At 66.6% G+C, this 23,738-nt stretch carries 20 protein-coding genes and 1 tRNA gene; 7 read left to right on the forward strand and 14 right to left on the reverse strand.

The genetic code is table 11. The features are described from left to right. Positions 1-17: 17 nt before the first annotated feature. The 5 genes from bioC to bioB all read right to left on the reverse strand — a co-directional run bounded on the left by bioC (position 18) and on the right by bioB (position 4,852). Entirely contained in the window at positions 18-902 is an 885-nt protein-coding gene (gene bioC / locus CRO39_RS12390; protein ID WP_097122251.1) for a malonyl-ACP O-methyltransferase BioC, read from the reverse strand. Between the two features lie 145 nt (positions 903-1,047). Further along, positions 1,048-1,830 (reverse strand): pimeloyl-ACP methyl ester esterase BioH, encoded by a 783-nt coding sequence (gene bioH / locus CRO39_RS12395; RefSeq protein WP_097122252.1) that lies wholly within the window; start codon positions 1,828-1,830, stop codon positions 1,048-1,050. Positions 1,831-1,926: 96 nt separating this feature from the next. Beyond that, entirely contained in the window at positions 1,927-2,298 is a 372-nt protein-coding gene (locus CRO39_RS12400) for a DUF7079 family protein (protein ID WP_176520202.1), read from the reverse strand. After that, positions 2,295-3,491 (reverse strand): 8-amino-7-oxononanoate synthase, encoded by a 1,197-nt coding sequence (bioF, locus tag CRO39_RS12405; RefSeq protein WP_097122253.1) that lies wholly within the window; start codon positions 3,489-3,491, stop codon positions 2,295-2,297. Before bioF ends, CRO39_RS12400 begins: the two co-directional genes overlap by 4 nt. Before the next feature lie 287 nt (positions 3,492-3,778). Further along, entirely contained in the window at positions 3,779-4,852 is a 1,074-nt protein-coding gene (gene bioB / locus CRO39_RS12410) for a biotin synthase BioB (RefSeq protein WP_097122254.1), read from the reverse strand. Positions 4,853-4,913: 61 nt separating this feature from the next. Between bioB and CRO39_RS12415 the strand changes: the two genes are divergently transcribed. Further along, positions 4,914-5,618, forward strand: coding sequence for a ComF family protein (locus tag CRO39_RS12415; protein ID WP_097122255.1), 705 nt, complete (start codon positions 4,914-4,916; stop codon positions 5,616-5,618). A 26-nt stretch (positions 5,619-5,644) separates the two neighbouring features. On the opposite strand, the gene CRO39_RS12420 is transcribed toward CRO39_RS12415, so the two are convergent. Both CRO39_RS12420 and ubiA read right to left on the reverse strand, forming a co-directional pair. Then, entirely contained in the window at positions 5,645-6,163 is a 519-nt protein-coding gene (locus CRO39_RS12420) for a Rid family hydrolase (protein WP_097122256.1), read from the reverse strand. 35 nt (positions 6,164-6,198) lie between these two features. Continuing rightward, positions 6,199-7,098 carry a 4-hydroxybenzoate octaprenyltransferase gene (ubiA, locus tag CRO39_RS12425; protein WP_097122257.1) on the reverse strand — a complete coding sequence of 300 codons (900 nt, stop codon included), beginning with the start codon at positions 7,096-7,098 and terminating at the stop codon, positions 6,199-6,201. Positions 7,099-7,208: 110 nt separating this feature from the next. Between ubiA and CRO39_RS12430 the strand changes: the two genes are divergently transcribed. Beyond that, a tRNA-Arg gene (locus tag CRO39_RS12430) sits at positions 7,209-7,285 on the forward strand. A gap of 700 nt (positions 7,286-7,985) precedes the next feature. After that, the gene (locus tag CRO39_RS12435; RefSeq protein WP_097122258.1) at positions 7,986-10,370 is read left to right on the forward strand and encodes a glycoside hydrolase family 127 protein; all 2,385 of its coding nucleotides are present in this window, start codon (positions 7,986-7,988) and stop codon (positions 10,368-10,370) included. A 387-nt stretch (positions 10,371-10,757) separates the two neighbouring features. Here the strand turns inward: CRO39_RS12435 and CRO39_RS12440 are convergent, their stop codons facing one another. The 6 genes from CRO39_RS12440 to CRO39_RS12465 form a co-directional block, all read right to left on the reverse strand. Next, entirely contained in the window at positions 10,758-11,564 is an 807-nt protein-coding gene (locus tag CRO39_RS12440; protein ID WP_097122259.1) for an oxidoreductase, read from the reverse strand. A 39-nt stretch (positions 11,565-11,603) separates the two neighbouring features. Further along, the gene (locus tag CRO39_RS12445) at positions 11,604-14,672 is read right to left on the reverse strand and encodes an efflux RND transporter permease subunit (protein WP_097122260.1); all 3,069 of its coding nucleotides are present in this window, start codon (positions 14,670-14,672) and stop codon (positions 11,604-11,606) included. Then, positions 14,669-15,784: an efflux RND transporter periplasmic adaptor subunit gene (locus CRO39_RS12450; RefSeq protein ID WP_097122261.1), complete on the reverse strand. Its 1,116-nt coding sequence runs from the start codon at positions 15,782-15,784 to the stop codon at positions 14,669-14,671. The genes CRO39_RS12445 and CRO39_RS12450 overlap by 4 nt, the downstream gene beginning before the upstream one ends. 82 nt (positions 15,785-15,866) lie before the next feature. Beyond that, entirely contained in the window at positions 15,867-16,484 is a 618-nt protein-coding gene (locus tag CRO39_RS12455; RefSeq protein ID WP_097122262.1) for a TetR/AcrR family transcriptional regulator, read from the reverse strand. A gap of 441 nt (positions 16,485-16,925) precedes the next feature. Further along, the gene (gene arr, locus CRO39_RS12460; protein WP_097122263.1) at positions 16,926-17,354 is read right to left on the reverse strand and encodes an NAD(+)--rifampin ADP-ribosyltransferase; all 429 of its coding nucleotides are present in this window, start codon (positions 17,352-17,354) and stop codon (positions 16,926-16,928) included. A 164-nt stretch (positions 17,355-17,518) separates the two neighbouring features. Beyond that, positions 17,519-18,442, reverse strand: coding sequence for a LysR family transcriptional regulator (locus tag CRO39_RS12465; protein WP_097122264.1), 924 nt, complete (start codon positions 18,440-18,442; stop codon positions 17,519-17,521). Positions 18,443-18,574: 132 nt separating this feature from the next. On the opposite strand from CRO39_RS12465, the gene CRO39_RS12470 reads away from it, so the two are divergent. After that, on the forward strand, positions 18,575-18,967 hold the full coding sequence (locus CRO39_RS12470) for a RidA family protein (RefSeq protein WP_097122310.1): 393 nt from the start codon (positions 18,575-18,577) through the stop codon (positions 18,965-18,967). A 357-nt stretch (positions 18,968-19,324) separates the two neighbouring features. On the opposite strand, the gene CRO39_RS12475 is transcribed toward CRO39_RS12470, so the two are convergent. Beyond that, positions 19,325-20,062: an AAA family ATPase gene (locus CRO39_RS12475; protein ID WP_202926312.1), complete on the reverse strand. Its 738-nt coding sequence runs from the start codon at positions 20,060-20,062 to the stop codon at positions 19,325-19,327. 177 nt (positions 20,063-20,239) lie between these two features. Here CRO39_RS12475 and CRO39_RS12480 point away from each other — a divergent pair, with 177 nt between their 5' ends. The 3 genes from CRO39_RS12480 to CRO39_RS12490 are packed head-to-tail and all read left to right on the forward strand — an operon-like array spanning position 20,240 to position 23,734. Continuing rightward, entirely contained in the window at positions 20,240-20,998 is a 759-nt protein-coding gene (locus CRO39_RS12480; protein ID WP_097122312.1) for a DUF3348 domain-containing protein, read from the forward strand. Continuing rightward, positions 20,979-23,075: a DUF802 domain-containing protein gene (locus CRO39_RS12485; RefSeq protein ID WP_097122265.1), complete on the forward strand. Its 2,097-nt coding sequence runs from the start codon at positions 20,979-20,981 to the stop codon at positions 23,073-23,075. The genes CRO39_RS12480 and CRO39_RS12485 overlap by 20 nt, the downstream gene beginning before the upstream one ends. Continuing rightward, the gene (locus tag CRO39_RS12490) at positions 23,072-23,734 is read left to right on the forward strand and encodes an OmpA family protein (RefSeq protein WP_425479691.1); all 663 of its coding nucleotides are present in this window, start codon (positions 23,072-23,074) and stop codon (positions 23,732-23,734) included. The genes CRO39_RS12485 and CRO39_RS12490 overlap by 4 nt, the downstream gene beginning before the upstream one ends. Positions 23,735-23,738 lie beyond the last annotated feature (4 nt).

Genomic DNA, 23,738 nt, shown 5'->3' on the forward strand with positions numbered 1-23,738 from the left:
CCGCGACGCTTGCCGCGTCATTCCGCCCGGCGCCGGATCGGAATCGACGACAACGGCACCGCGGCGATTTCCTCGCCCTGCCCGCGGATCGGCGCGCCCGGCGGCGGCGCCCAGGCGTGGGCATAGATGACTTCCCAGGTGCTGGGCAGCCTGCCGTCGGCGCCGCGGAACGTTTCGTAGGCCGCGGTGGCGGCGGCAAAACGCGCGCGTCCGGTCAGCGTATGCCGGCGGTTGTGCAGCGCGTTGGTCGCACCCATCGCACGCAGCTCGCGCATCAGCGCCGGCAGATCGTCATAGGTCAAGGTGAAACGATCGCGGTCCAGCACCGGGTCGCGGAAGCCGGACATCATCAGCGCATCGCCGAACTGGGCGATGGGCGCGAACGGACTGACGTGGGGCACGGCATCGGCCTGGGCGAAGGACTCGCGCAGTTCGTGCAGCGTCTCCGGACCGAAGGTGGAGCACAGCAACAGCCCGCCCGGCTTCAGCACGCGGCGGAAGCCGGCGAACACCGCCGGTAGATCCTCGACCCACTGCAGGCACAGGTTGGTGAACAGCACATCGGCGCTGGCCTCGGCCAGCGGCAGCGCGCGCGCGTCGGCGCAGACGCGCGCGAACGGCTTCCACCAGCCGGCCTGCTTCTTCGCCTGGCGCAGCATCGGCAGCGCCAGATCCAGCGCGATCACCTGCGCGCGCGGCCAGCGCTTGCGCATCGCCGCGGCTGCATGCGCCGGGCCGCTGCCGACATCCAGCAACACCTGCGGCACGCGCTCGCCCAGATAGTCCAGCGATTCCAGCAGGCGTTTTTCGACCTCGTGCTGCAACGCCGCCGCCGCGTCGTAGCTGCCGGCGGAACGCGAAAAAGCGCGGCGGATATGGCGTTGGTCGAAGGTACGGGTCATTGGCGGAATAGTTCTGGAACTGTCATGTAGGAGCGACGTGAGTCGCGATGGCGCCGCGCGAAGCACGCAGCGTGCGCGATGACGAGCGCGCCGCAGCGCGTCCGGATGGAAAATGGTCAGGCTTTCACCACTAATCAGTCGCGACTCACGTCGCTCCCACAGCAGGGATCTGGAGATTGTGCATGAACTTTTGCACTTCCTGCGCCACCTGGTCGGCATGGCCCAGGAACGGCGCGTGGCCGCCACTGGCGATGTCCAGGTAGCGGCTTTGCGGCGCCAGCGCAGCGGCTTCGCGCATGCCGGCCGGCGGCACCAGCCGGTCGCGGCGGCCGGAAATCCACAGGCTGGGCACCGACAACGCCGGCAGCGCAGCGCGCAGATCGCTTTGTTCCAGCAGTCCCAGCCCCTGCTGCAAGGCGACCGGCGCCGGCTCGCCGCGGGCATACAGCGTCTGCTTCAACGTGCGCAGTTCGGCGCGTGCGTGTTCCGAGCCGATGGTGTCCAACGCCAGGAAGCGTTCCAGCGTGCCGCGATAGTCCTGCTGCAGTTCGCTGCCGAACTGCGAGAACACCGCCGGCTCGACCGCGTGAGTCCAATCCTGGCCGCGGACGAAGCGCGGCGTGGCCGCAATCATCGCCAGTCCGCGCACCTGCGGCGACAGCGCGGCGGCCTGCAACGCGAACAGGCCGCCCAGCGACCAGGCCAGCCAGACCGCCGGCGGCGTGCGCGCCAGGATTTCGTTTGCGGCCGGCTCCAGCGCCAGCGGTATTCCGGCGTCGCGACTGCGACCATGGCCGGGCAAGTCGACCAGATGCAGTTGATGATGCGCCGACAGCCGTTCGACCAGCGGGGCGAACACCCCGCCATGCAACGCCCAACCGTGGATCAGCACCAGCGGCGGGCCGCTGCCTGTGACTTCGATATGCATGGCGCTATTGTCGCCGATCCGCCGCGCGGCGTCGGCGGCAACGCCCTCATGCGGGGCGGACAGGCGCCGCCTGGGCGGCGCACCGGCGGCGCGGCGCTACCCGGCCCCGCGCTCGCGCTGGATCAACGGCGCCAGGATCCTCCACTGCTGCCGCGGGTAGCCGCAGAACAGGCAGCCGAACGGCCGCCGCCAACGCGGCCGCGCCAGCCGGCGGACGATCCGGTCGGCCAGCCAGCCGGGGTCGAATCCGGCCCACTCGCCGGCCACGCCGGACAGGTTGTAGCGCAGCGCCGGATGCACTTCATCGCGCAGGATCCGCCACAGCACGTCCAGCGAATACGGCGACTGCGCAAGCACGCGTGCGACGCGCGCGTGGAGCGCGTCGACATCGGTGTCCAGATAGAGATCCGACAGCGCCTGCCAGACTGGTCGCCGGACCAGCAGTTGCTCGGCGCCGGGTGCGGTCACGCCACCGCGCGGATACGCTGCACCGCGTCCCAGGAGCGCGCCAGCACTTCGACCAGCGCATCGACTTCCTGCGCCGAATGCAGCGCCGACAGCGTCACCCGCAGCCGCGCCTTGCCTTCGGGCACGGACGGCGGACGAATGGCCGGAACCAGGAAACCGGCGCTTTCCAGCGCCGACGACAGCGCCAGCGCGTTGGTGTCCTCGCCGCACAGCACCGGCTGGATCGGCGATTCGGACGCCATCAGTTCCAGGCCCCGGCGCTGGGCCGCACCGCGGAAGCGCTCGACCAGTTCCATCAGCTTTTCGCGGCGCCATTGATCGCGCCGCGCGTGTTTGACGGCCACGCGGGTGGCTGCGGCCTGTGCCGGCGGCAGCGCGGTGGTGTAGATGTACGGCCGCGCGGTTTCGGACAGGTGCTGGATCAGATCCTCATTGCCCACCACGACCGCACCATAGCCGCCCAGCGCCTTGCCCAGCGTGATCAGTTGCAGCGGCACATCGGCCGCGCTCATCCGCGCTTCGGCCACGCTGCCGCGGCCTTCCGGCCCGCGCACGCCGATGCCGTGCGCATCGTCGACGTAGAACAGCGCCTGCTGCATGCGCGCCACCAGGCTCAGCGCGCGCAGCGGCGCCACGTCGCCGTCCATGCTGAAGACGCCGTCAGTGGCCAGCATCGCTGCGCCCTCGGGGGCCTGCTTGAGCTGGCGCAGCGCGCCTTCCGGGTCCAGGTGCGGGTAGCGGCGCAGCTTGCAGCCGGCCAGGCGGGTGGCGTCGATCAGGCTGGCGTGATTGAGCCGGTCCTGCACGCAGACGTCGCCGTCTTCCAGCAGCGCCTGCTGCACGGCCAGGTTGGCCAGGAAACCGCTGCCGAACAGCAGCGCCCGCGGGTATTCCAACCATTGGGCAATGTCGCGCTCCAGCGCATCGTGCACCGCATAGTGGCCGCTGACCAGGTGCGAGGCGCCGGCGCCGGCGCCATCGCGCGCGGCGCTGTCCTGCAGCGCGTTGATCACTTCGAACTGCTGGGCCAGGCCCAGGTAGTCGTTGCCGCTGAATTCGGTCAGCCAGCGGCCGTTGACCTCGACCCGCACGCCGTCGCGGCGGCCGATGCTGCGGCGAACGCGCGCGCGGCCCTGGGCGATGCGTTGCTTGCGCGCGGCCAGGAGGCGTTGCTGGATGTCGGGACGGGTCATGGGAACGGATGCCTGGGCTGCAGGGGTGGGGATCGATCAGGCTGCATACCGGCAGGCACCAACGCGGACAGCGGCGCCGAGGCCATTGCGCCGATGCGCAGGCCTCGGAACCTGTTCAAAGTCTGTCGCGAGCGCAGCCATACGGTGCGTGGCGGAGCGCAGAAAGCGCAGTGTACGTCCAGGTACATGAGCATTTCGAGCACCGCACGCGCGCCATATGGCAAGCGCAGCAAGACTTTGAACAGGTTCTTATGTTCGCTGTCCCAGCCCCCTGTCTACAACCCCGACTACGCCGCCCGTCCGCACAGCGGCGCGGGTTCGGTGATGTCAGCGTGCACCGTACCGCTGCCGGGTCCGTCGTTTCTGTGACCGTCGTGCATGTTTTCCATCTGCACCGGCATCGGCCGCAGGCCCAGCCGGGCAAACAGCGCCTGGTCGCGCTCGACGTCGGGGTTGCCGGTGGTCAGCAGCTTCTCGCCGTAGAAAATCGAATTGGCCCCGGCCAGGAAACACAGCGCCTGCAGCTCGTCGCTCATGCTTTCGCGGCCGGCCGACAGCCGCACCATCGAGCGCGGCATGGCGATGCGCGCCACCGCAATGGTGCGGACGAACTCGAACGGGTCCAGCTCTGCGGTGCCGTGCAGCGGCGTGCCGGCCACCTGCACCAGCCGGTTGATCGGCACCGAATCCGGATGCGCCGGCAGGTTGGCCAGCGCCTGCAGCAGGCCGGCGCGCTGTTCGCGCGATTCGCCCATGCCGACGATGCCGCCGCAGCAGGTCTTCATGCCGGCGTCGCGAACGTGTTCCAGCGTGTCCAGCCGGTCCTGGTAGTCGCGGGTGTGGATGATGTCGCCGTAGAAGTCCGGCGCGGTATCCAGGTTGTGGTTGTAGTAGTCCAGCCCGGCATCCTTCAGCGCGTGGGCGTGATCGGCCTTCAGCATGCCCAGGGTGGCGCAGGTTTCCAGGCCCAGCGCCTTCACTTCGCGGATCATTTCGGCCACCTTGGGGATGTCGCGGTCCTTGGGGCTGCGCCAGGCCGCGCCCATGCAGAAGCGCGAGGCGCCGGCGGCCTTGGCCTGGCGGGCTTTTTCCAGCACCGCCGCGGTGTCCATCAACTTCTGCGCCTGCACGCCGGTGTCGTAGCGCTGCGCCTGCGGGCAATAGGCGCAGTCCTCCGGGCAGCCGCCGGTCTTGACCGACAGCAGCGTGGACACCTGCACCTGCGCCGGGTCGAAGTGCTGGCGGTGGACGCTGGCGGCGCGGTGCAGCAGTTCGGGCAACGGCAGCTCGAACAGCGCCAGCAGTTCGCCGCGCTGCCAGTCGTGGCGGAGGTCGGAAGAAACGGGGGCTGGGGCGGACATCGCGGGCTCGCGGCGGTAAAGTCCGGGAAGTCTGGAAACCGGAAGCAAGACTGTCAACCGCATGGATGCTTTCAAAGTTGACAATTGGCTGGCCACTGCCCAGCGTTGGCTGTTCGCACCGCGCTGCCTGTTATGCGGCGAACGCGGCGCCAACGGCCGCGATTTGTGCGGCAACTGTACCGAAATGCTGCCCTGGAGCGGCGACGCTTGCCGCCATTGCGCCATCCCGCTGGCGGAATCCGGCGTGTGCGGCGCCTGCCTGCAAACGCCGCCGCCGGTCAGCCAGACCCATGCCGCCTTCGTCTACGGGTTTCCGCTGGACCGGCTGGTGCCGCGCTTCAAATTCCACCGCGACCTGGCTGCCGGCCGCTTGATGGCCGGGCTGATGGCGCAGGCGCTGGCCGCAGCGCCGCGGCCGCAGGCGCTGATGCCGGTGCCGCTGCATGCCGCACGGCTGCGCCAGCGCGGCTACGACCAGGCGCTGGAACTGGCCAAACCGCTGGCGCGCGCGCTTGCGTTGCCGCTGATGGCCGACGCCCTGTTGCGCACCCGCGCCACCGCCGCGCAATCCGAACTCGATGCCGCCGCGCGCCGGCGCAACCTGCGTGGCGCGTTCGCCGTCCGTGCGCAGGCGCAGCTGCCCGATCACGTCGCCCTGATCGACGATGTGATGACCACCGGCGCCACCCTGCATGCGGCGGCCAAGGTTCTGCGCCGGGCCGGAGTGGCGCGGGTGGATGCCTGGGTCTGCGCGCGGGTGCCGTGACGCCTTTCGGAACAGGGGCCTGGCGGTCAGGGCTGCGCCGCAGGCTTGCGCTCAGGTTGCGGAATATCCGCCCTGGGCGCGCGCCCGGAACCGATGACCGCTTCGGCGCGCAGTTCCATCGGCGCATCGACCGAAAACAGCGCCGAGGTACCCACCGCCGTCCACGCCGGGTAGTGGTCCTTGAAGAACTCGCGGTGCACGCGCAGCACCGGCTCGATGCGCTCGCGGAATTCGGCGTGATCGCGGGCGACATGGAAGCTGGTCAGCTCGACCACATCCTCCAGCGTCGCCCCGGCTTGCTCCAGGTGCCGCTGCAACTGGTTGAACATCCAGCGGACCTTGGCCTCGTCGTTGTCGCCCTCTATGGCCGGGATGCCCGACACGATGACCCGGTCGCCGATCTTCACCACCGGGGAATAGTGGATGCCGTGATAGGAGCCTTCCCAGCCTGGCGGCGCCAGGTGCTCGCGCGAGGGCGGCGCCTCGCCCGCGAACGCCGGCACGGCCAGCGCGGTGAAGACCAGCCAGCAGAGCAGTTTCTTCATTGGGCAATCCTCGCAAGAAGTGGTGGGGACAGCCGCTAACCGCCCAGAGCGGAATCCAGGGCGATGCCGGCAAACACCGCCACGCCGATCCAGTGGTTATGCAGAAATGCCCGGAAGCAGCCGTCGCGGTCGCGCCGGCGCGCCATCCGGAATTCCCACGCCGCCAGCAGCGCAGCCGCGCCCAGGCCGGCCCAGTAATAGACACCCAGTCCGGCCTGGCGGCCGACCAGGACCAGTGCGAACAGCACGGCCGCGTACAGCACGCCCTGGATCACCAGGTCCATGTCGCCGAACAGGATGGCGGTGGACTTGGACCCGGCGCGGATGTCGTCGTCGCGGTCGACCATCGCGTACCAGGTGTCGTAGGCGGTGGCCCACAGGATGTTGGCCCCGTACAGCACCCACGCCAGCGGCGGCACTTCCCCCTGCACCGCCGCGAACGCCATCGGAATGCCCCAGCCGAACGCCAACCCCAGGTAGACCTGCGGCAGATAGGTGTAGCGCTTCAGATACGGATAGCTGGCGGCCAGGAACAGGCCGGCGAAACTCAGGTACACGGTCAACCGGTTCAGCGTCAGCACCAGCGCAAAGGCCACCAGCATCAGCGCCGCGAACACCAGCAGCGCCTCGCGCCCGGACACCGCGCCGGTGGCCAGCGGCCGCCCGCGCGTGCGTTCGACCTGCGGGTCCAGCCAGCGGTCGGCGTAATCGTTGATGACGCAGCCGGCCGAACGGGTCAGCCACACCCCGGCGGTGAACACGAACAGCGTCCACAGATCCGGTACCCCGCCCGCGGCCAGCCACAGCGCCCACCAGGTCGGCCACAGCAGCAGCAGCACGCCGATCGGGCGGTCGCCGCGGACCAGTTTCCAGTACTGCCCCAGACGTTCGCGCCAGCGCGGTTGCGGAGCGGATTCATAGCGTTCGTAACCCATCGGATCAGGTTAGCAGGCCGCCCGGATTGGCGCGCGCGTCGGCAGCGGCAAGGCGGCTCGAACATAAAACGGGCCAAACGCGCCGTTTCCCGTTAGAATGCGCCTCCCGTGCGCCCGTAGCTCAGCCGGATAGAGTAGTGGCTTCCGAAGCCATTGGTCGGGGGTTCGAATCCCTCCGGGCGCGCCATCTTCGATGGCACTTCATCGTGATTCCCGGCCTTCGCGCATTGCGCTCAGGCGTTCGATGCCGCGCACGCCAATGGCGTGCAGACACGGCCTCTCACCCCTCCGGGCGCGCCATCTTCGATGGCACTTCATCGTGATTCCCGGCCTTCGCGCATTGCGCTCAGGCGTTCGATGCCGCGCACGCCAATGGCGTGCAGACGCGGCCTCTCACCCCTCCGGGCGCGCCATCTTCGATGGCACTTCATCGTGATTCCCGGCCTTCGCGCATTGCGCTCAGGCGTTCGATGCCGCGCACGCCAGTGGCGTGCAGACGCGGCCTCTCACCCCTCCGGGCGCGCCATTTCTCCTGCGACGAATCCGTACCCGTGCCGGGACAGGCCCATGCCCCCGCATCCCCGGACCCAGGGCGTGCCATCAATCCCGACCAGGCCGCGCCGTTCCCGGATGCGCGCCGGAGCGTCATCCCATCAAGTGGAAGCAGGCTCTGCGGGTTGGGCCTGGAAGCAGCCCTGCGCATAAGGAATCGCCCGATGCCCGGATTGGCATTGGATTGCCCTTCATGCCCGGCAGAGAATGACGGCGGCGCTGGCGCTTGAGCGCGGGCGGCCGGTTCGATCGCATGCCTCAGGCGATTCTCTCGCCGGTTCGGTCATCACTTCTCTATCAGGAACGCTCTCTTGGACAACGGTCGGCGAAAATTCATGGCCAGCGCCGTTTTGGCGGCTACGCTTCCGGCGCTTCCCGGCTTCGGCTGGGCGCTGTCCGGCGGTGCGGCGCGCGCGCAGGTCTTTCCGCTGGGCGACATCGCGCTGGGCGATGGGGTGTTTGCGCATTCCCATGCGGTGAACCTGCGCTATCTGGCCGCCCTGGACGCCGATCGCCTGCTGGCGCCCTTCCGCATCGAGGCCGCGCTGACGCCACGTGCGGCGAAGTATCCCAACTGGGAATCGATGGGGCTGGAAGGCCACACCGCCGGCCACTACCTGAGCGCACTGGCGCAGGAAGCGGCCCGGGGCAACGCGGCCATGCGCGAACGTCTGGCCTACATGATCGGCGAACTGGCCGAATGCCAGCGCAGCAATGGCAACGGCTACGTCGGTGGCGTGCCCGGCAGCCGGCAACTGTGGGAGCGTGTTGCCGCGGGCGGTTTCGACGCCCACGGCTTCAGCCTGGATGGCGCCTGGGTGCCGTTCTACAACCTGCACAAGACATTCGCGGGCCTGCGCGATGCCTGGCTGCTGGCGGACATGCGGCCCGCCCGCGACATGCTGATCGACTTCGCCGACTGGGCGCAGCGGCTGGTGTCCGGGCTGGACGAGACACAGATGCAGCGCCTGCTGGAAACCGAGCATGGCGGCATGAACGAAGTGCTGGCCGATGTCGCCGCCATCACCGGCGACCGGCGCTACCTGGCCCTTGCCCGCCGCTTCAGCCATCGCGCCATCCTCGACCCGCTGCTGCGCGGCGAGGATCGCCTGGACGGATTGCATGCCAACACCCAGATACCCAAGGTGATCGGCTTCGCCCGCATCGGCGAGCTCGATGGCGACCCGCGCTGGATCGATGCGGCTAAGTTCTTCTGGGAAATCGTCTCGCAGCGGCGCAGCATCGCCTTCGGCGGCAACAGCGTGCGCGAGCACTTCAATCCGGCCGACGACTTCCGCCCGATGGTGGAATCGCGCGAAGGCCCGGAAACCTGCAACAGCTACAACATGCTGCGCCTGACGTTGCTGTTGCACAGGCTGGATCCGCAGGCGCGCTACGCCGATTTCTACGAGCGCGTGCTGTTCAACCACATCCTGTCCAGCCAGCATCCCGAACACGGCGGACTGGTCTACTTCACCCCCATCCGCCCGCGCCACTACCGCGTGTACTCGCAGCCGCAACAGTGCTTCTGGTGCTGCGTCGGCACCGGCATGGAAAATCCCGGCCGCCACGGCGCGTTCGCCTATACGCACGACGGCGACACGCTGGCGGTCAACCTGTACATGGCCTCGACGCTGCAGTGGCGCGCGCGCCAGGTGACCCTGCGCCAGCAGACGCGGTTCCCCGATGAAGCGCAGACGACGTTGCACGTATCGACGCGCAAGCCGCAGCGCTTCACCCTGGCGCTGCGCCATCCGCACTGGCTGGCCGGCGATCTGCAGGTAAGCGTGAACGGACGCCGGTGGCCGCTGGCGTCGTCGCCCTCGTCCTATGCGCGCATCACCCGAACCTGGTCCGATGGCGATCGCGTGCAACTGCGGTTGCCCATGCACACGCAGGTGGAAAACCTGCCCGATGGCTCGGACTACGTGGCCGTCACGCATGGCCCGCTCATGCTGGGCGCACGCACCGGCAGCGAAGATCTGCAGGGCCTGATTGCCGACGACGGACGCGGCAGCCACATCGCGCCCGGGCCCTATCTTCCGCTCGATCGCGCACCCATGCTGATCGGCGAGCGTTCGACGCTCGCAGCGGGCATCGAGCCGGTTCCCGGCCGGCCGCTCACCTTCAGCGCCCGCAAGCTGATCCGGCCCGGCGAGTTCCGCGAACTGACGCTGGAGCCTTTTTTCCGCCTGCACGACAGCCGCTACATGGCGTACTGGCGCACCGCCACGGCGGCCGGCTACCCGGCAGTGCTGGCGCAGATAGAAGCCGACGAACGCGCCCGGCAGGCGCGGGAAGCGCAAACGCTGGACCGGGTGCAGCCCGGCGAACAGCAACCGGAAGTGGAGCATGAGTTCCACGGAGCGGACACGCGCGCAGGCACCCATCTCGGTCGCCACTGGCGCGACAGCGGAAAGTGGCTGTCCTATCGGCTCAAGGCGCCCGCCGGCACCCCCGCGGATACCGCCGCCGCGCTACTGCTGACCTTCTATGGCGACGACCAGAACGACGGCTTTGCCTTGCATGTGGACGACCGCCCGCTCGCCACCATCACCCTGCCCGGCTCGCCGCGCGATACCTTCGTCGACCACGCGTTCGTATTGCCAGACGACCTGGCCCGCGCCGCTGTGGAGCGCGGCATCACGGTCAAACTGTCCGCCCAGCCGGACCGACGCACGGCCAGGCTGTTCGAACTGAGGTTGCTGAAAAGCCAGTGACGCACTGCGTGCAGCATTGACTCCTTCAAGCCTATCGACTGACGGTACCCGCTTGTTTCACCGCTCCCGCCATCGACAGCGGCATTCAATGGCAAGCGTCGCGTGGGAATGATGGCTCTCAAAAGAAGCTTCACCGCGCGCAAGCCCGGGATTTGAGACCAAGCAACCGATGCGATCTTCCAGCCAGCGTCCGTCTGGACCAGCAGCCAGTCCTCGCTACCGACATTGATGAAGTCCTTATCGCGCAGGAACTCGAAGTCGAACGCAACCGACGCTGCAGTCCCGTCGGTGTCGACCTGCACATCCTGGAACGTTGCTTCGATATGGGAGGGCTGCTGGCAATGCCATCGATGAAGCTCCTCGGAAACTGCCCGGGTCCAGAGGAGTTCAGGCAAGCCCGAACGTTTTCCTCAGGCCTGCCTCGACGGGGCCGGCTGGCATGAAGCGACGCAACTTGGCCAACAGAGAGGCCTCGCCTTTGGGCGTACGCCGCATTTTCCATGCCCCCAAAGCGGCATCGGCGACGGTGTCGGCAACGCCATCGGGCGCGGGCGCTTTTTGCACGTTGTTCTGGATTGCCTGGGAAACGGTGCCAAGCTCTTTGCCGTAGTCGGGGATTCTGGACGCTGTTTGGGGCGCATTGACATCCAGGTTGGTCTTGGTAAAGGACGGTTCGACAAGCGCCACGCGAATTCCGAACTGGCGAACCTCGTGGTCCAGGGTTTCGGACAGCCCTTCGACGGCGTGCTTGGACGCCGAGTACAGCGACATGTAAGGTGCCGGCAGGAAGCCCAGCACCGAGCTGATGTTGACGATGCGGCCGGAGCGCTGCTCGCGCATGTACGGCAGCACCGCCTTGGTCGTGCGCAGGATGCCGAAGACATTGGTGTCGAACAGCATCTGGGCTTCGGCGATCGACGTTTCCTCGGTCGCACCGGTCAGCGTCACGCCAGCGCTGTTGACAAGCACGTCGATGCGCTTGGCCTGGGCGATGACGGCCTGGATTCCGCGTTGAACCGACGCATCGTCGCGGATATCCATCTCGATGAGTGCAACACCGGGTATCGCCTGTGCTTTTGCCGTATTGCGCACGGTGCCGAACACTTGGCAACCCTGCTTGGCAAACTTCACTGCAGTGGCGCGCCCGATGCCCGAGGACACGCCGGTAACAAGGACAACTTTGGAATTGGACATGGCAGTTCCTTCGATTGGGTGATTGGGATGAAAGACGGCTCAGCCGTGCGCGGGGACTGGCTTGATCTTGAACCAGATGGAGTACATGGCTGGCAGGAACACCAGGGTCAGGATGGTTCCCGCGAAAGTGCCCCCTATCAACGTGTAGGCGAGCGTGCCCCAGAACACCGATGAGGTCAGCGGGATAAAGGCCAGGATCGCCGCCAACGCGGTCAGGATCACCGGCCTGGCACGCTGCACGGTCGCCTCGACGACCGCATGGAACGGAACCAGTCCTGCCTTTATGTTGTGGTCGATCTGCCCAATCAGGATCAGCGTGTTGCGCATCAGGATTCCCGACAGCGCAATCAAACCGACCAGTGCATTGATGCCGAATGGCTGCTGGAACAGAATCAGGGTGGGTACAACGCCGATCAGTCCCAGCGGGCTGGTCAGGAACACCATGACCATCGCGGAGATCGAGCGCACCTGCAGGATGATGATGAGCAGGGTGATTGCCAGCATGATGGGAAACAGCGGCAACATGGCCTTGGTTGCCTTTCCTGACTCTTCGATGGAACCGGCCTCAACGATACGGTAGCCCTTCGGCAGTTTCTCCACGATAGGCTGGAGCTGGCGGGTGATGGCCGCCGACACATCCGGCGGCTGCAGGCCATCGGCGATGTCGCCCCGCACGGTGATCGTCGGCATCCGGTCACGGCGCCGCATGACCGGTTCTTCCATGCGCACGTCGACCTCGCCCACCTGCGACAGCGGGATGCGCTGCCCATTGGCGCCGGCCAACGTGAAATCGCCGAACTTGGCGGGGTCGAGACGGATGTCGCCGGCCGAGCGTGCGACGACCTGCACCGTGCGAATATCCTCGCGCACCGCGGTGATGGGTATACCTGTCAGCAGGAATTGCAGTTGTTGCGCCACGGCACTGGAGGTCAGCCCTACGGCCTGCAATCGATCCTGCTGCAAGGTGAAGTGCAACGCGGGCGTGCGTGTGCCCCAATCGGCGTTGACCGTGCGCATCATCGGGCTGGTCTCCATGATCTGCTGCACCTCGGCCGCGATACCGCGCAGTTGGTCCGGATCAGGGCCAGTGACCCGGTAGGCCACCGGGAACGGCGAGTAAGGGCCGAAGACGAGTTGGGTCACGCGCAGGCGGGCCTCCGGGGCGAGACCATCGGCGATCGCCTGCCGCAGGCGGTATTTCAGCGCCTCGCGCTCGTCCTCGTTATCGGTGCGCACCACAATCTTGGCAAATGACGGATCGGGTAGCTCCGGTCCCATCGAGAAGTAGAAGCGCGGCGCACCCTGGCCGATGTAGGCGGTGACGATCTTGGCCTCCTCTTGTTTGGCCAGCCAGGCTTCCGCTTTCGCCGTAGCAGCGCTGGTCTGGGTGATCGATGTGCCATGGGGCATCTGCACCTCGAGCAGCACTTCGGGCCGGTCGGAGATCGGGAAGAACTGCTTTTTGACAACCGCCATGCCGAGTATGGCCAAGACGAAGAGGCCCACGACTGAGCCAGCGACCAACCACTTGCGCGCGATCACACGCTCCAGCAGTTGGCGGAATCGGTTGTAGCGTGGCGTATCGTAGAGCGCGTCATGGCCACCTTCGACTTTCTTCAAGTCGGGGATCAGTTTGACGCCCAGGTAGGGGGTGAAGATCACGGCGACCACCCAGGACGCGATGAGCGCAATACCGACGATCCAGAACATGTTGCCGGTGTACTCGCCCGCGCTGGACCGGGCAAAGCCATTGGGCATGAAGCCGACGGCGGTGACCAGCGTGCCCGATAGCATGGGCGCAGCGGTGTGGCTCCAGGCATAGGCGGAGGCGGCGATGCGGCTGTAGCCCTCCTCCATTTTCACCACCATCATTTCGATGGCAATGATGGCGTCGTCCACCAGCAAGCCGAGCGCCAGGATGAGCGACCCCAGGGTGATACGATCGAAGTTCTTGCCGGTCGCGAGCATCACCACGAAAACCACCGCCAGCGTCAGCGGCACGGCGGCGGCAACCACCAGGCCCACGCGCCAGCCCATGCTGACGAAGCTCACCAGCATGACCACCAGCAGCGCGACGAAGAACTTGATCATGAACTCGTCGACCGCCGCGCTGATGTTGACGGCCTGGTCGGTGACCTTGGTCAGGCTCATGCCCAGCGGCAGTTCGGCGTTGATCGTATCGACCTCGCTGTCCAGCGCCTCGCCCAGGTCAAGACCGTTCCAACCCTCGCGCATGATGATGCCCAGCAGCAGCGCAGGTTCGCCGCCGTTGCGAATCATGAAAGTCGCCGGATCTTCATAGCCGCGCTTGACGGTGGCGATGTCCGACAGCTTCAGCGTGCGGCCTTGCGCCACCACCGGCGTGTCGCGGATTTTCTGCAGTTCGTCGAAGGCGCCATCCAGGCGGATGAACACCTCCGGTCCCTTGGCCTCCACGGATCCAGCCGGCGTCAGGACGTTCTGGTTGTTGAGCGCGGCGAACACATCCTGCGGACTGACGCCCAGCGTCGCCAGCCGCTCATGCGAGAACTCGACATAGATGCGCTCGGTTTGTTCGCCTACGATGTTGACCTTCTTGACCCCGGGCACATGCAGCAACCTCTGGCGCAATGTCTCTGCGTCGCGCACCAGCAGGCGCTGCGGTTCGCCCTTGGCCTTTAGCGCGAACAGGGCAAAGGTGACATCCGCGTATTCGTCGTTGACCATCGGCCCGATCACGCCGGACGGAAGGTTGCCTGCCTCGTCTCCGACTTTCTTGCGGGCCTGGTAGAACTGTTCCTGCACTTCGGAAGGCGGAGTGCTGTCGAGCAGCGTCAACGTCGTGAAGGCCAAGCCGGGTCTGGTATAGGTCTCGGTCCGGTCGTACCAGCGCAGCTCCTGCATGCGCTTTTCGATTTTCTCGGCCACCTGGTCCTGCATTTCCTGCGCCGTGGCCCCGGGCCAGGCGGTGATGATGGTCATCACCTTGACCGTGAAGCCCGGGTCTTCGGCACGGCCCAGGTTGAAGAACGAAACGAATCCCGCCAACGAGATCAGGCAGATCAGGAACAAGGTGACGGATCGCTCGCGTACGGCAAGCGCTGACAGGTTGAAACGGCCCTCGCTCACGGACGGGCTCCATCGGTCGCCGCGGCGGCGGCCTGACCGGCCACTCGCACCCGCTCGCCTTCGCGCAACAGGTGTGCGCCCAACGCGACTATCCGGTCGCCTTGCTTGAGCTGACCGGCGATGCGTGCGCCGTCATCATCCAGGTGCTGGACCGCGACCGGCCGCCAGTTCACTTTCGACGGCTCGCCGTTGATGACCCACACGCCCGGCCCCTTGCCGGCGTCGAACAGCGAGCCAATGGGCACCTGCAAGCCGTCCTGCGCCGAAGGCAATCCGTTTGGGGTCCGGATGGTGACGGTGGTGCCCAAGGGCGCATTGGCCAGTTCTCCCTCAAGCACATAGCGCGCCTCGAAAGTCCGGGTCAGTGGGTCCGCAGCATCCGAGAGCTGTCGCAGTGTGGTTGGAACGGCAGCACCTGCCTTGCCGAAAAGCGTGGCCTGTCCGCTGGAACCGACCGCCGGGCGCAGGGTTTCCGGCAACTGGATAACGGCTTCGCGATGTCCGGCATGGGCAACGCGAACCACGACCTGCCCGGCGGCAACAACCTGCCCGGGTTCGGCCAGCGTTTCCATGACCACGCCATCGGCATCGGCCACCAACTGCGCGTAGCGGTTCGCATTGCTGGCGACTTCGGCTTGGGCTTGGGCTGCACTGAGCTGGGCGGTGGCGGTATCCGCCGCGGCCTTCATCTGATCGTAGGAGGAAGCCGATACCACGCCGCTGCCGCGCAGCTCGCGATAGCGGGCTTCATCCGCCGCCGTCTGCCGCACCAGCGCCCGCGCGGCGGCGACCGCTTGCTGCTGCGCATGAGCGGCAAGCTTCAGATCGGCAGGATCGATACGCATGAGCGGCTGGCCGCGTTTGACGGTTTGCCCGGTATCCACAAGCCGTTCCAGTACCTTGCCGGAGACACGAAAGCCCAGGTCGCTTTGCACCCGGGCGGCTACGGTTCCAGTGAAGGAACGTGACGCGGACGGCGCGTCTTGGACGACGGCGGCGCGCACCACTGGCGCTTCGCTGCGCGGATCGGACTGCGGTTTTCCACCGCATGCGACCAGGGCAAACGGCAATACACAGACGACGGTTGAGGCAACGAGGCGGCGCCGGAGCATGGGAGTCCCATCGACGAGATGATCGGGACTCGCATACTGGGTCTTGTGACTAAATTAGTCAATAGTCACAGAAATTTGTTTATCAAGGCGACAGGCTGCGGAGCACCAGGCTGGACAACTGCGCCGGCGCCTCGTCGGTGTAGTCGAAACTGTGCTGCAGCAGCAGCGGGTTGAGATAGGGGCGCATGACCAGATAGATCGCCATCGAGGTCTCATCAAGAGGCGTTTTGCGCTCGAAATCCCCGCTCTGTCGGCCCTCCTGAAGGATCTCCTGCAGCAGGTTCTGGATACGTTCTTCATAGGCAAGGGCAGCTTGCCAGCGCTCGCCGGCCGCCGAAGCGGCGATTTCGTAGAGCTTACGGTCCCGGAAAAACAGGCGCATGCTGGCCTCGACGGCCGCTTTGAACATCCGCCGCAGCTTTTCGGGCGGCCGTTCAGCTTCGTCAATGGCCGCCCTGACTTCGGTTTCGATCTCGCGCAGGCAGTTCGCGCAGATCATCTCGCCAATGGCCTGCTTGGACTCGAAGAACTTGTAGATGTAGGCCTTGGAAAAGCCGATGGCCTTGGCCAGATCGGAGACCGTCGTCTTCCCGTAGCCATATCGGCTGAAGTGCTCGGTAGCTGCGGCAACGATCTGATCGCGCACGTCGTGGTCGGCCGGACCGCGGGCCGAAACGGGATAGGTGGTCGCTTCGTTCATGGATTGAAGCTTACGCCCAGCCCAAGAGATGGGCAACGAGTGACCATATTGTATTTACGTTACCATCAGTCTCGCATCTCCTATCTGGAGCAAATCCGCGCAGACGGACGCAATTGGCGCTCCCGGCTACGTGAATCCCTACGCGTCCATTGCGCGCAGCGCCTGCGCAGGCGTCCGCGAAGCCTCACTCAGTTGAAACGCGCCTGCTGCCCGCAAAAAGGCAGCGCTTTATCGAGTTTCTTCGGGAACGCCCGGCAGCACGCATCCAAGGAGGAAACGACTTCCTGAGCCCCGATGTCCGCTTCGGCTCGAACGCCGCCATCGCAGCCAATCCCTGTACGTTCGGAAGACCTCGCTTGTGGCCTGGCGATGAAAGCGGAGCGCGCGCCTCAGAACCTGCCCATGTCCCTGCTTTCGCTCACGACAGAGCGTGAACAGGTTCTAGTCCTCGATCGCCTCGACACCTTGCCGATCCAGTTCGGCCAGGTGGTCGCGCATGGCCTTGAGCTGTTCGGATGTGTGGCCGACCCAGTCGGTGACTTCGCCGAGTACGCGTAGCGGGTCGCGGGTGCGGTAGGACCGGGTGGGGTTGCCGGGGAAGCGTTGGTTGGTGAGGTTGGGATCGTCTTCGAACGGCCCGGTCGCCTCGACGATGTAGATGTGGCCGCGACCTTCGCCGACTGCCAGCTCCGCGCCCCAGGTGGCCGCTTCCAGCGTGGCGCTCAGATAGACATACCTGGCGGTCCTGCGCTTGCCGAAGTTGGAGGCGTAACCGGGGGCGATCAGGTCGCCGGGCGCCAGCTTCGCCTTGGTGCCGTGGTAGTAGGTCTCGGTATCGCTCATCGTGGTGCCGCTCCGGTGGGCTGCCATGTCGGCAGGCCGGCGATACTGCAGCGCGCACCCGGGCTTGCCGCAAGCCCCTCGCTGTTATATAAATTTGTGGCGGGAAGACGCGCTGGCGCCTTCCCTTTTTTGTGCCCTTAGCAGCGCTTCATGTCTGTGCTGCGTCCTGCCGGCCTTCGCAGGAATGCGGGCTAGCGCGGTGGCTGGATGGCCGGCGCATGCTGGGCCATCAGCTCCACTATCCAGTCGATGAACACGCGCAGCTTGCGGCTGACATGCCGGCTGGGCGGGAAGGCCACGTACATCGGCATCGGATCGATCTGCCAGTCTTCGAACAGCGGCACCAGCTGGGCGTGCGCCAACGGTGCCTGCGCCATGTACTGCGGCAGCCACAGCACGCCCAGTCCCGCGATGCCGGCTGCGAGATAGGCATTGCCGTCGTCCACAGACAGCGCATAGCGGCCATGCACGCGCACCTGCTCGTCGCCACGTCGCATCGCATACGCCAGCGGCGCGCCTGCGCGCGAACCGCGATAGCCGATGATGCGGTGGTGGCCGGTTTCCAATACCTGCGGATGCGCTGGCCTGCCTGCACGCGCCAGGTAATCGGGCGCGGCATACACCCCCAGTCGCAGGTCCGCCACATGGCGCGCGCGCAACGACGGCTCGGTAAGTTCGCCGCCGCGCGCCACGCAGTCCACGTTCTCGTCGATCAGGTCCACCTTGCGGTCGCTGGCACCCAGATCCAGCTGGATGTCGGGGTAGCGCGCATGGAACTCGGGCAGGGCGGGTACCAGGACCAGACTGGCCAACGGCGCGGGCACATCCACGCGCAGCCGTCCGCGCGGCGATGCCGATGCGGCCGACAGGCTGGTCTCGGCATCGTCCAGGTCGGCCAGCAGGCGCACGACGCGCTCGTAGTAGGCGGCGCCATCGGCGGTGACATTGACCTTGCGCGTGGTGCGGTGAAGCAGCTTCACCCGCAGGTGCGCTTCCAGTTGCTGCACCAGCTGCGTCACGCGCGTCCTGCTGGCCTGCAGCGTGTCGGCGGCCTTGGTGAAGCTGCCGGTTTCCACGACGCGGACGAAGGCCTGCATTGCGTCGATACGGTCCATGCGAGCTCCAGGGGACGGGATTGTTTGGATTCTACAAACAGTGATCCCGCGTTTGGCGTGTTTATCCGCCGGCTGCACCTGCCTAGAGTGACCGGCATGTACCGGGGCCGCCTGCCCCGCGAGGAACTCCCCATGAACACCCGCGATGTGGTCTTTCCCCCGGGCCGCCGGGCCCTCTACGAACGCAACCGCTATTCGCCGGCCGTGCGCGCCAACGGCTTCCTGTTCGTGTCCGGGCAGGTGGGCAGCCGCGAGGACGGCTCGCCCGAGCCGGACTTCGGGCAGCAGGTGCGCCTGGCCTTCCGCAACCTCAACGCCATCCTGGCCGAGGCCGGCTGCACGTTCGACGATGTGGTGGACGTGACTGTCTTCATCGTCGATCCGGAAAAGAACTTCGAGAAGGCATGGGAGATCGTGCCCGAGTTCTGGGGCGAGGCCCCGCATCCCACGCTGACCGGCATCGGGGTGACGTGGCTTTACGGCTTCGATTTCGAGATCAAGGTGATCGCGCGTATTCCCGGCTAGCTCGCTCGCGGTAAGCAGGCAGCTGGTGCAGTTTCCCGGAGGCCCGCTGCCGGCGCTGAATCTGGTCAGATTCGAGTGAGACGGACGAAGCGCCAAGCTTCCGGATGTCCGCTTTCGGCCGAGGCCGTGTGAAAAACTCGGACCTGCAGTGATTGCTGGACAAAGACTGTCCGAAAGTCAGGTACGTACGTCGATTTGAAAACATTCGAGTTCGGTGGGCCGCTCCACATCGGCGTACAAGGCAGGTGTTCGCCAGACGCGTGGAGTTTTCACACCGCCTGAGTCGAAAGCTTCCCCATACGATCACGCAGTTCCCGGCCAGAAGCGGAAATCTCGCTTCAGTGAACCCACGCCCGGTCAGGCATCTTCGTCCGACAGCAATTGTTCCAGCCTTCGCGGATAGTGGTTCAGGAAATCGCGGGTGATCGCATAGTGTTCTGTGTCCTGGTAGGACACTTCGCTGACGCCGCTGCGGTCGAAGAGGACGATCTTGGCGAACGGATACGAGAGCAGGATCGGCGAGTGCGTGGCGATGATGAGTTGCGAGTGGTCTTCGACAAGCTGGTGGATGGCGCGCAAGGCCGCCAGCTGGCGACTGGGCGAGAGGGCGGCTTCCGGTTCGTCGAACAGATAGATGCCGTTTCCCCGCAGTTTGCTCACCAGTACGGCCATGAAGGATTCGCCGTGGGAGCGGGCATGCAGCGAACCGCCGTAGGCATCGGTATAGCCCACCTCGTCCATGTACGAGGCGACATTGAAGAAGCTTTCGGCCCTGAGGAAATAACCGTCGCGCGGTGCCGGCGTACCGCGCGAAAGACGGAGGGCGTCGGACAAGGGAGAGACGGACTCGACCGTCCTGAACTGGACATTCTTCGTCCCTCCCTCGGGCCCAAAACCCAGTGCCAGCGCGATGGCTTCGAGCACCGTGGACTTGCCGGCGCCGTTCTCGCCGACCAGAAACGTGACGTTCGGGTGGAACTCGATGCAATCCATTTCCCGAACGGCGGGAATATTGAATGGATACGCCTGATGGTCCAGTTCCAGCCCAGGGCGGAACGCGGCACTGTACAGGTAAGGGTGTGTGCGTTTAGCCACGCGAGCATTCCGGCGGATATGCAGGCATCTTACTGGCCATCGGCGGCATGGCGCCCACTGCGCACGGCATGGGGCCGCAATCATCATTCACGGCTCGTCCTCCCCTGCCTTTCGCGGTGGCCCATCGCCCCCCTCACGGCGGCTCCCTGTAAAATGGCCGTTTTTTTGGCCTGCCGCATCTTGGAAGCTTCTCAACGGGCACTGGTTCGTGGCCCGACGTTCATTCGCCTGCTTGCCCGCCTCACCGACGGCGGCGTTCCGCCGTCCTGTCCATCGCTGCCGGAGCGGTTGAGCGAGTGGATCGACTGGACGCGGGCCGTGGCGCTGTCCAGGGTGCTCGACGGTCGGCCGGCTGCGGCAGGGCCGGCAGGGCCGGTCTTCGACGGTGCCGAAGAAGCCGCATGCGCCGATGCGCGGGCGACGTTGACCGGCGCGATCGCCTGCGGTGATGGACTGGCCGCTCCCGCGCACTCCGGTCCTGCCGGTCTGCCCGGTGCAGTCCCTGGCGTGCCGGCAGAAGCCGACTACGCGGTCTTCCGCAAGCACTATCTGGCCATGCAGCGCGCCATGCTGACCGCCACCGGCCGACTGCGCGGGCGCCTGCGCGACATGCTGGCCAGGACATCGGCGGACATGGCGCGGCTGGCGGAACTGGATGCGTTCATGGAGCAGGTGCTGAGCCCGCGCGAACAGGCGCTGCTGGCCACGGTTCCCAACCTGCTCGGGGAGCACTTCGAGCGCCTGCGCCTGGCCGCACACGAAGTCCGCAACAACCCGCAGGCGCCGGGCGACGCCGAGGCGTGGCTGGATGTGTTTCGCAGGGACATGCAGAACGTGCTGCTTGCCGAGCTGGATGTCCGTTTTCTACCGCTGGAAGGCCTGCTTGCAGCGCTTCGCAGCCATTCCCAAGGACGTCATGTTCAGATATCTGCTTGATCTTGTTGTTTTCTCTCTCGGCCTGCTTGCGGTGTGCTGGATCGGCGCCGGTTACCTGGGCTCGAACCCGTTGGGATTGGCCGTCACCCTGCTGATCGGCGCCGGCTACGTGGCCGGCGGACTGGAGCTGCTGCGCTACCGGCAGGCCACCGCCACGCTGGAAAGCGGCCTGGCCGGCCTGGCCGCACCGCCGTCCCATCTGGAGGACTGGCTGGACCAATTGCATCCGTCCCTGCGCAACGCGGTGCGCCAGCGCATCGAAGGCCAGCGGGTTGCCCTGCCCGGGCCGGCATTGACGCCATACCTGGTCGGCCTGCTGGTGTTGCTGGGCATGCTGGGCACGCTGCTGGGCATGATGGCGATGCTCAGAGGCACCGGCATGGCGCTGGAAACGGCCACCGATCTGCAGGCGATCCGCGACTCGTTGGCGGCGCCGGTGAAGGGGCTCGGGTTCGCGTTCGGCACGTCGATCGCGGGCGTGGCCACATCGGCGATGCTGGGCCTGCTGTCGGCCCTGCGCAGGCGCGAGCGGCTGCAGGCGGTGCAGGCGCTGGATGCGCAGATCGCCACCCGTTTGCGCGTGCATTCGCAATCCCACCACCGCGAGGAAACCTTCAGGCTGCTGCAGCGGCAGACCGAGCTGATGCCGGCGCTGATCGACCGGCTGCAGATGATGATGGCCGCCATCGAGCAGCAAAACCTGGCTGCAGCCGAACGGCAATCCGCCAGCCAGAATGCGTTCCATGAGCGGACCGAGGCCGTCTACGCGCAACTGGCCGCTTCCGTGGAGCAGTCGTTGCAGAACAGCATCGCCGACAGCGTCCGCGCCGCCAGCGAGGCCCTGCAGCCGGTCATGGCCACGACGATGGCCGCAATGGCGCGCGAAACCGCCGCGCTGCGCGACACCGTCGCCCAGGCCGTGGAGCGGCAGCTGCAGGCGCTGTCGAACGGGTTTGAAGCCAGCACGGCCACTGTGGCCGATATCTGGAACCAGTCGCTGGCCGCGCAGCGGCAAACCAACCAAGCGCTTACCGGGGATCTGCGCGGCGCACTGGATCGTTTCGGCGCCACGTTCGAACAGCGCTCGGCCGGTCTGCTGGAGGGCGTCGCCGCCCGTCTCGATGCCACCGCCGGCAACGTGGCCGACGCGTGGAGCCAGGCGCTGGCGCGGCAACAGGACGTCAACGCGGCGCTGGCGGCCGGAAACCAGGACGCGCTGGCCGCCGCCGCCGCCGGCTTCGAGCAACATGCGGCATCGCTGCTGCGCGCCGTGGATCAATCGCATGCCGAACTGACGACGGCGCTGGCCGCGCAGGACCAGCAGCGGCTGGCGGCCTGGAGCGAATCGCTGGCCGCGATGGCCGCGGCCCTGCGCGAGGATTGGGCGCAGGCAGGCGCAGACAGCGCGCGCCGCAATCAGGACATCTGCGACGTCCTTGCGCGGACCGCCGACGAGATTGGCGCACGCACGCAGGCGCACGCCAGCCAGACCATCGCGCAGATTTCCCGGCTGGTCGATGCCGCCTCGGAAGCGCCCAAGGCTGCCGCCGAGGTCATCGCCGAGCTGCGCCAGAAGCTTTCCGACAGCATGGTGCGCGATACCGCGATGCTGGAGGAACGCACCCAGCTGATGGGCACGCTGGAAACCCTGCTGGCCGCGGTCAACCATGCCTCGACCGAACAGCGCGCGGCCATCGATGCGCTGGTCGCGGCCTCGGCGGATCTGCTGGACCGCGTTGGCAGCCGCTTCACCGACCACATCGAGGCCGAGACCGGCAAGCTCGGCGCGGTCGCGGATCAGCTCACCGTGGGCGCGGTCGATGTGGCAAGCCTGGGCGAGGCCTTCGCCGCCGCCGCGCGGAGTTTCGGCGAATCGAACCACACGCTGGCCAACCGCCTGCAGGGGATAGAAGACGCGCTGGAGAAGTCGCTGACGCGCAGCGACGAACAACTGGCGTACTACGTCGCGCAGGCCAGGGAGGTCATCGACCTGAGCATGCTCGCGCAGCGGCAGATCATCGAAGACCTGCAGCAGCTTTCCGGCCAGCGCGCATCGGCGGAGGCCGAGGCGGCATGAGCCTGGACATCAACACCGATGTCCACGACGACGGCGATGCTTCGGCACCGGTCTGGGCCGCCTTCGGCGACCTGATGTCGATACTGCTGGGCGCATTCGTGCTGATCCTGGTCGGCGTCATCGCGGTGCAGCTGCAGCTGGAAATAAAGCTCAAGGAAGAAATCGCGCAGCGCAAGCTCGAAACGCAGCGCCGCCAGACCCTGGAGCAGGCGCTGGCCGGGCCGTTGGCCGCCGGCCGGATCACGCTTGCCGACGGACGCATCGGTATCCGCGGCAACGTGCTGTTCGCGCTCAACTCCGATCAGTTGCAGCCGGAAGGACGGGATGTGCTCAAGAGCCTGGCGGCGCCGTTGGCGGGCTATCTGCGCGCGCGCGACGAGGTGCTGATGGTCAGCGGCTTCACCGATGACCGCCAGGTTCGCGGCAGCAACCGCCGCTTTGCCGACAACTGGGAGCTGTCCGCCCAGCGCGCGCTGACCGTGACCCGCGCGTTGATCGCCGAAGGCGTCCCCGCCTCGTCGGTCTTCGCCGCTGCGTTCGGCGCCGAACAGCCGGTGAGTTCCAACGCCGACGAGGCAGGACGGGCCAACAACCGGCGCGTGGAAATCGCTCCGGTCCCAAGGCTGCATCGCGCAGCCCTGTCGTCCGATGCGCGGTAAGCAG

Origin of the sequence: Pseudoxanthomonas wuyuanensis, assembly GCF_900215535.1 — a bacterium.
Lineage (GTDB): Bacteria > Pseudomonadota > Gammaproteobacteria > Xanthomonadales > Xanthomonadaceae > Pseudoxanthomonas_A > Pseudoxanthomonas_A wuyuanensis.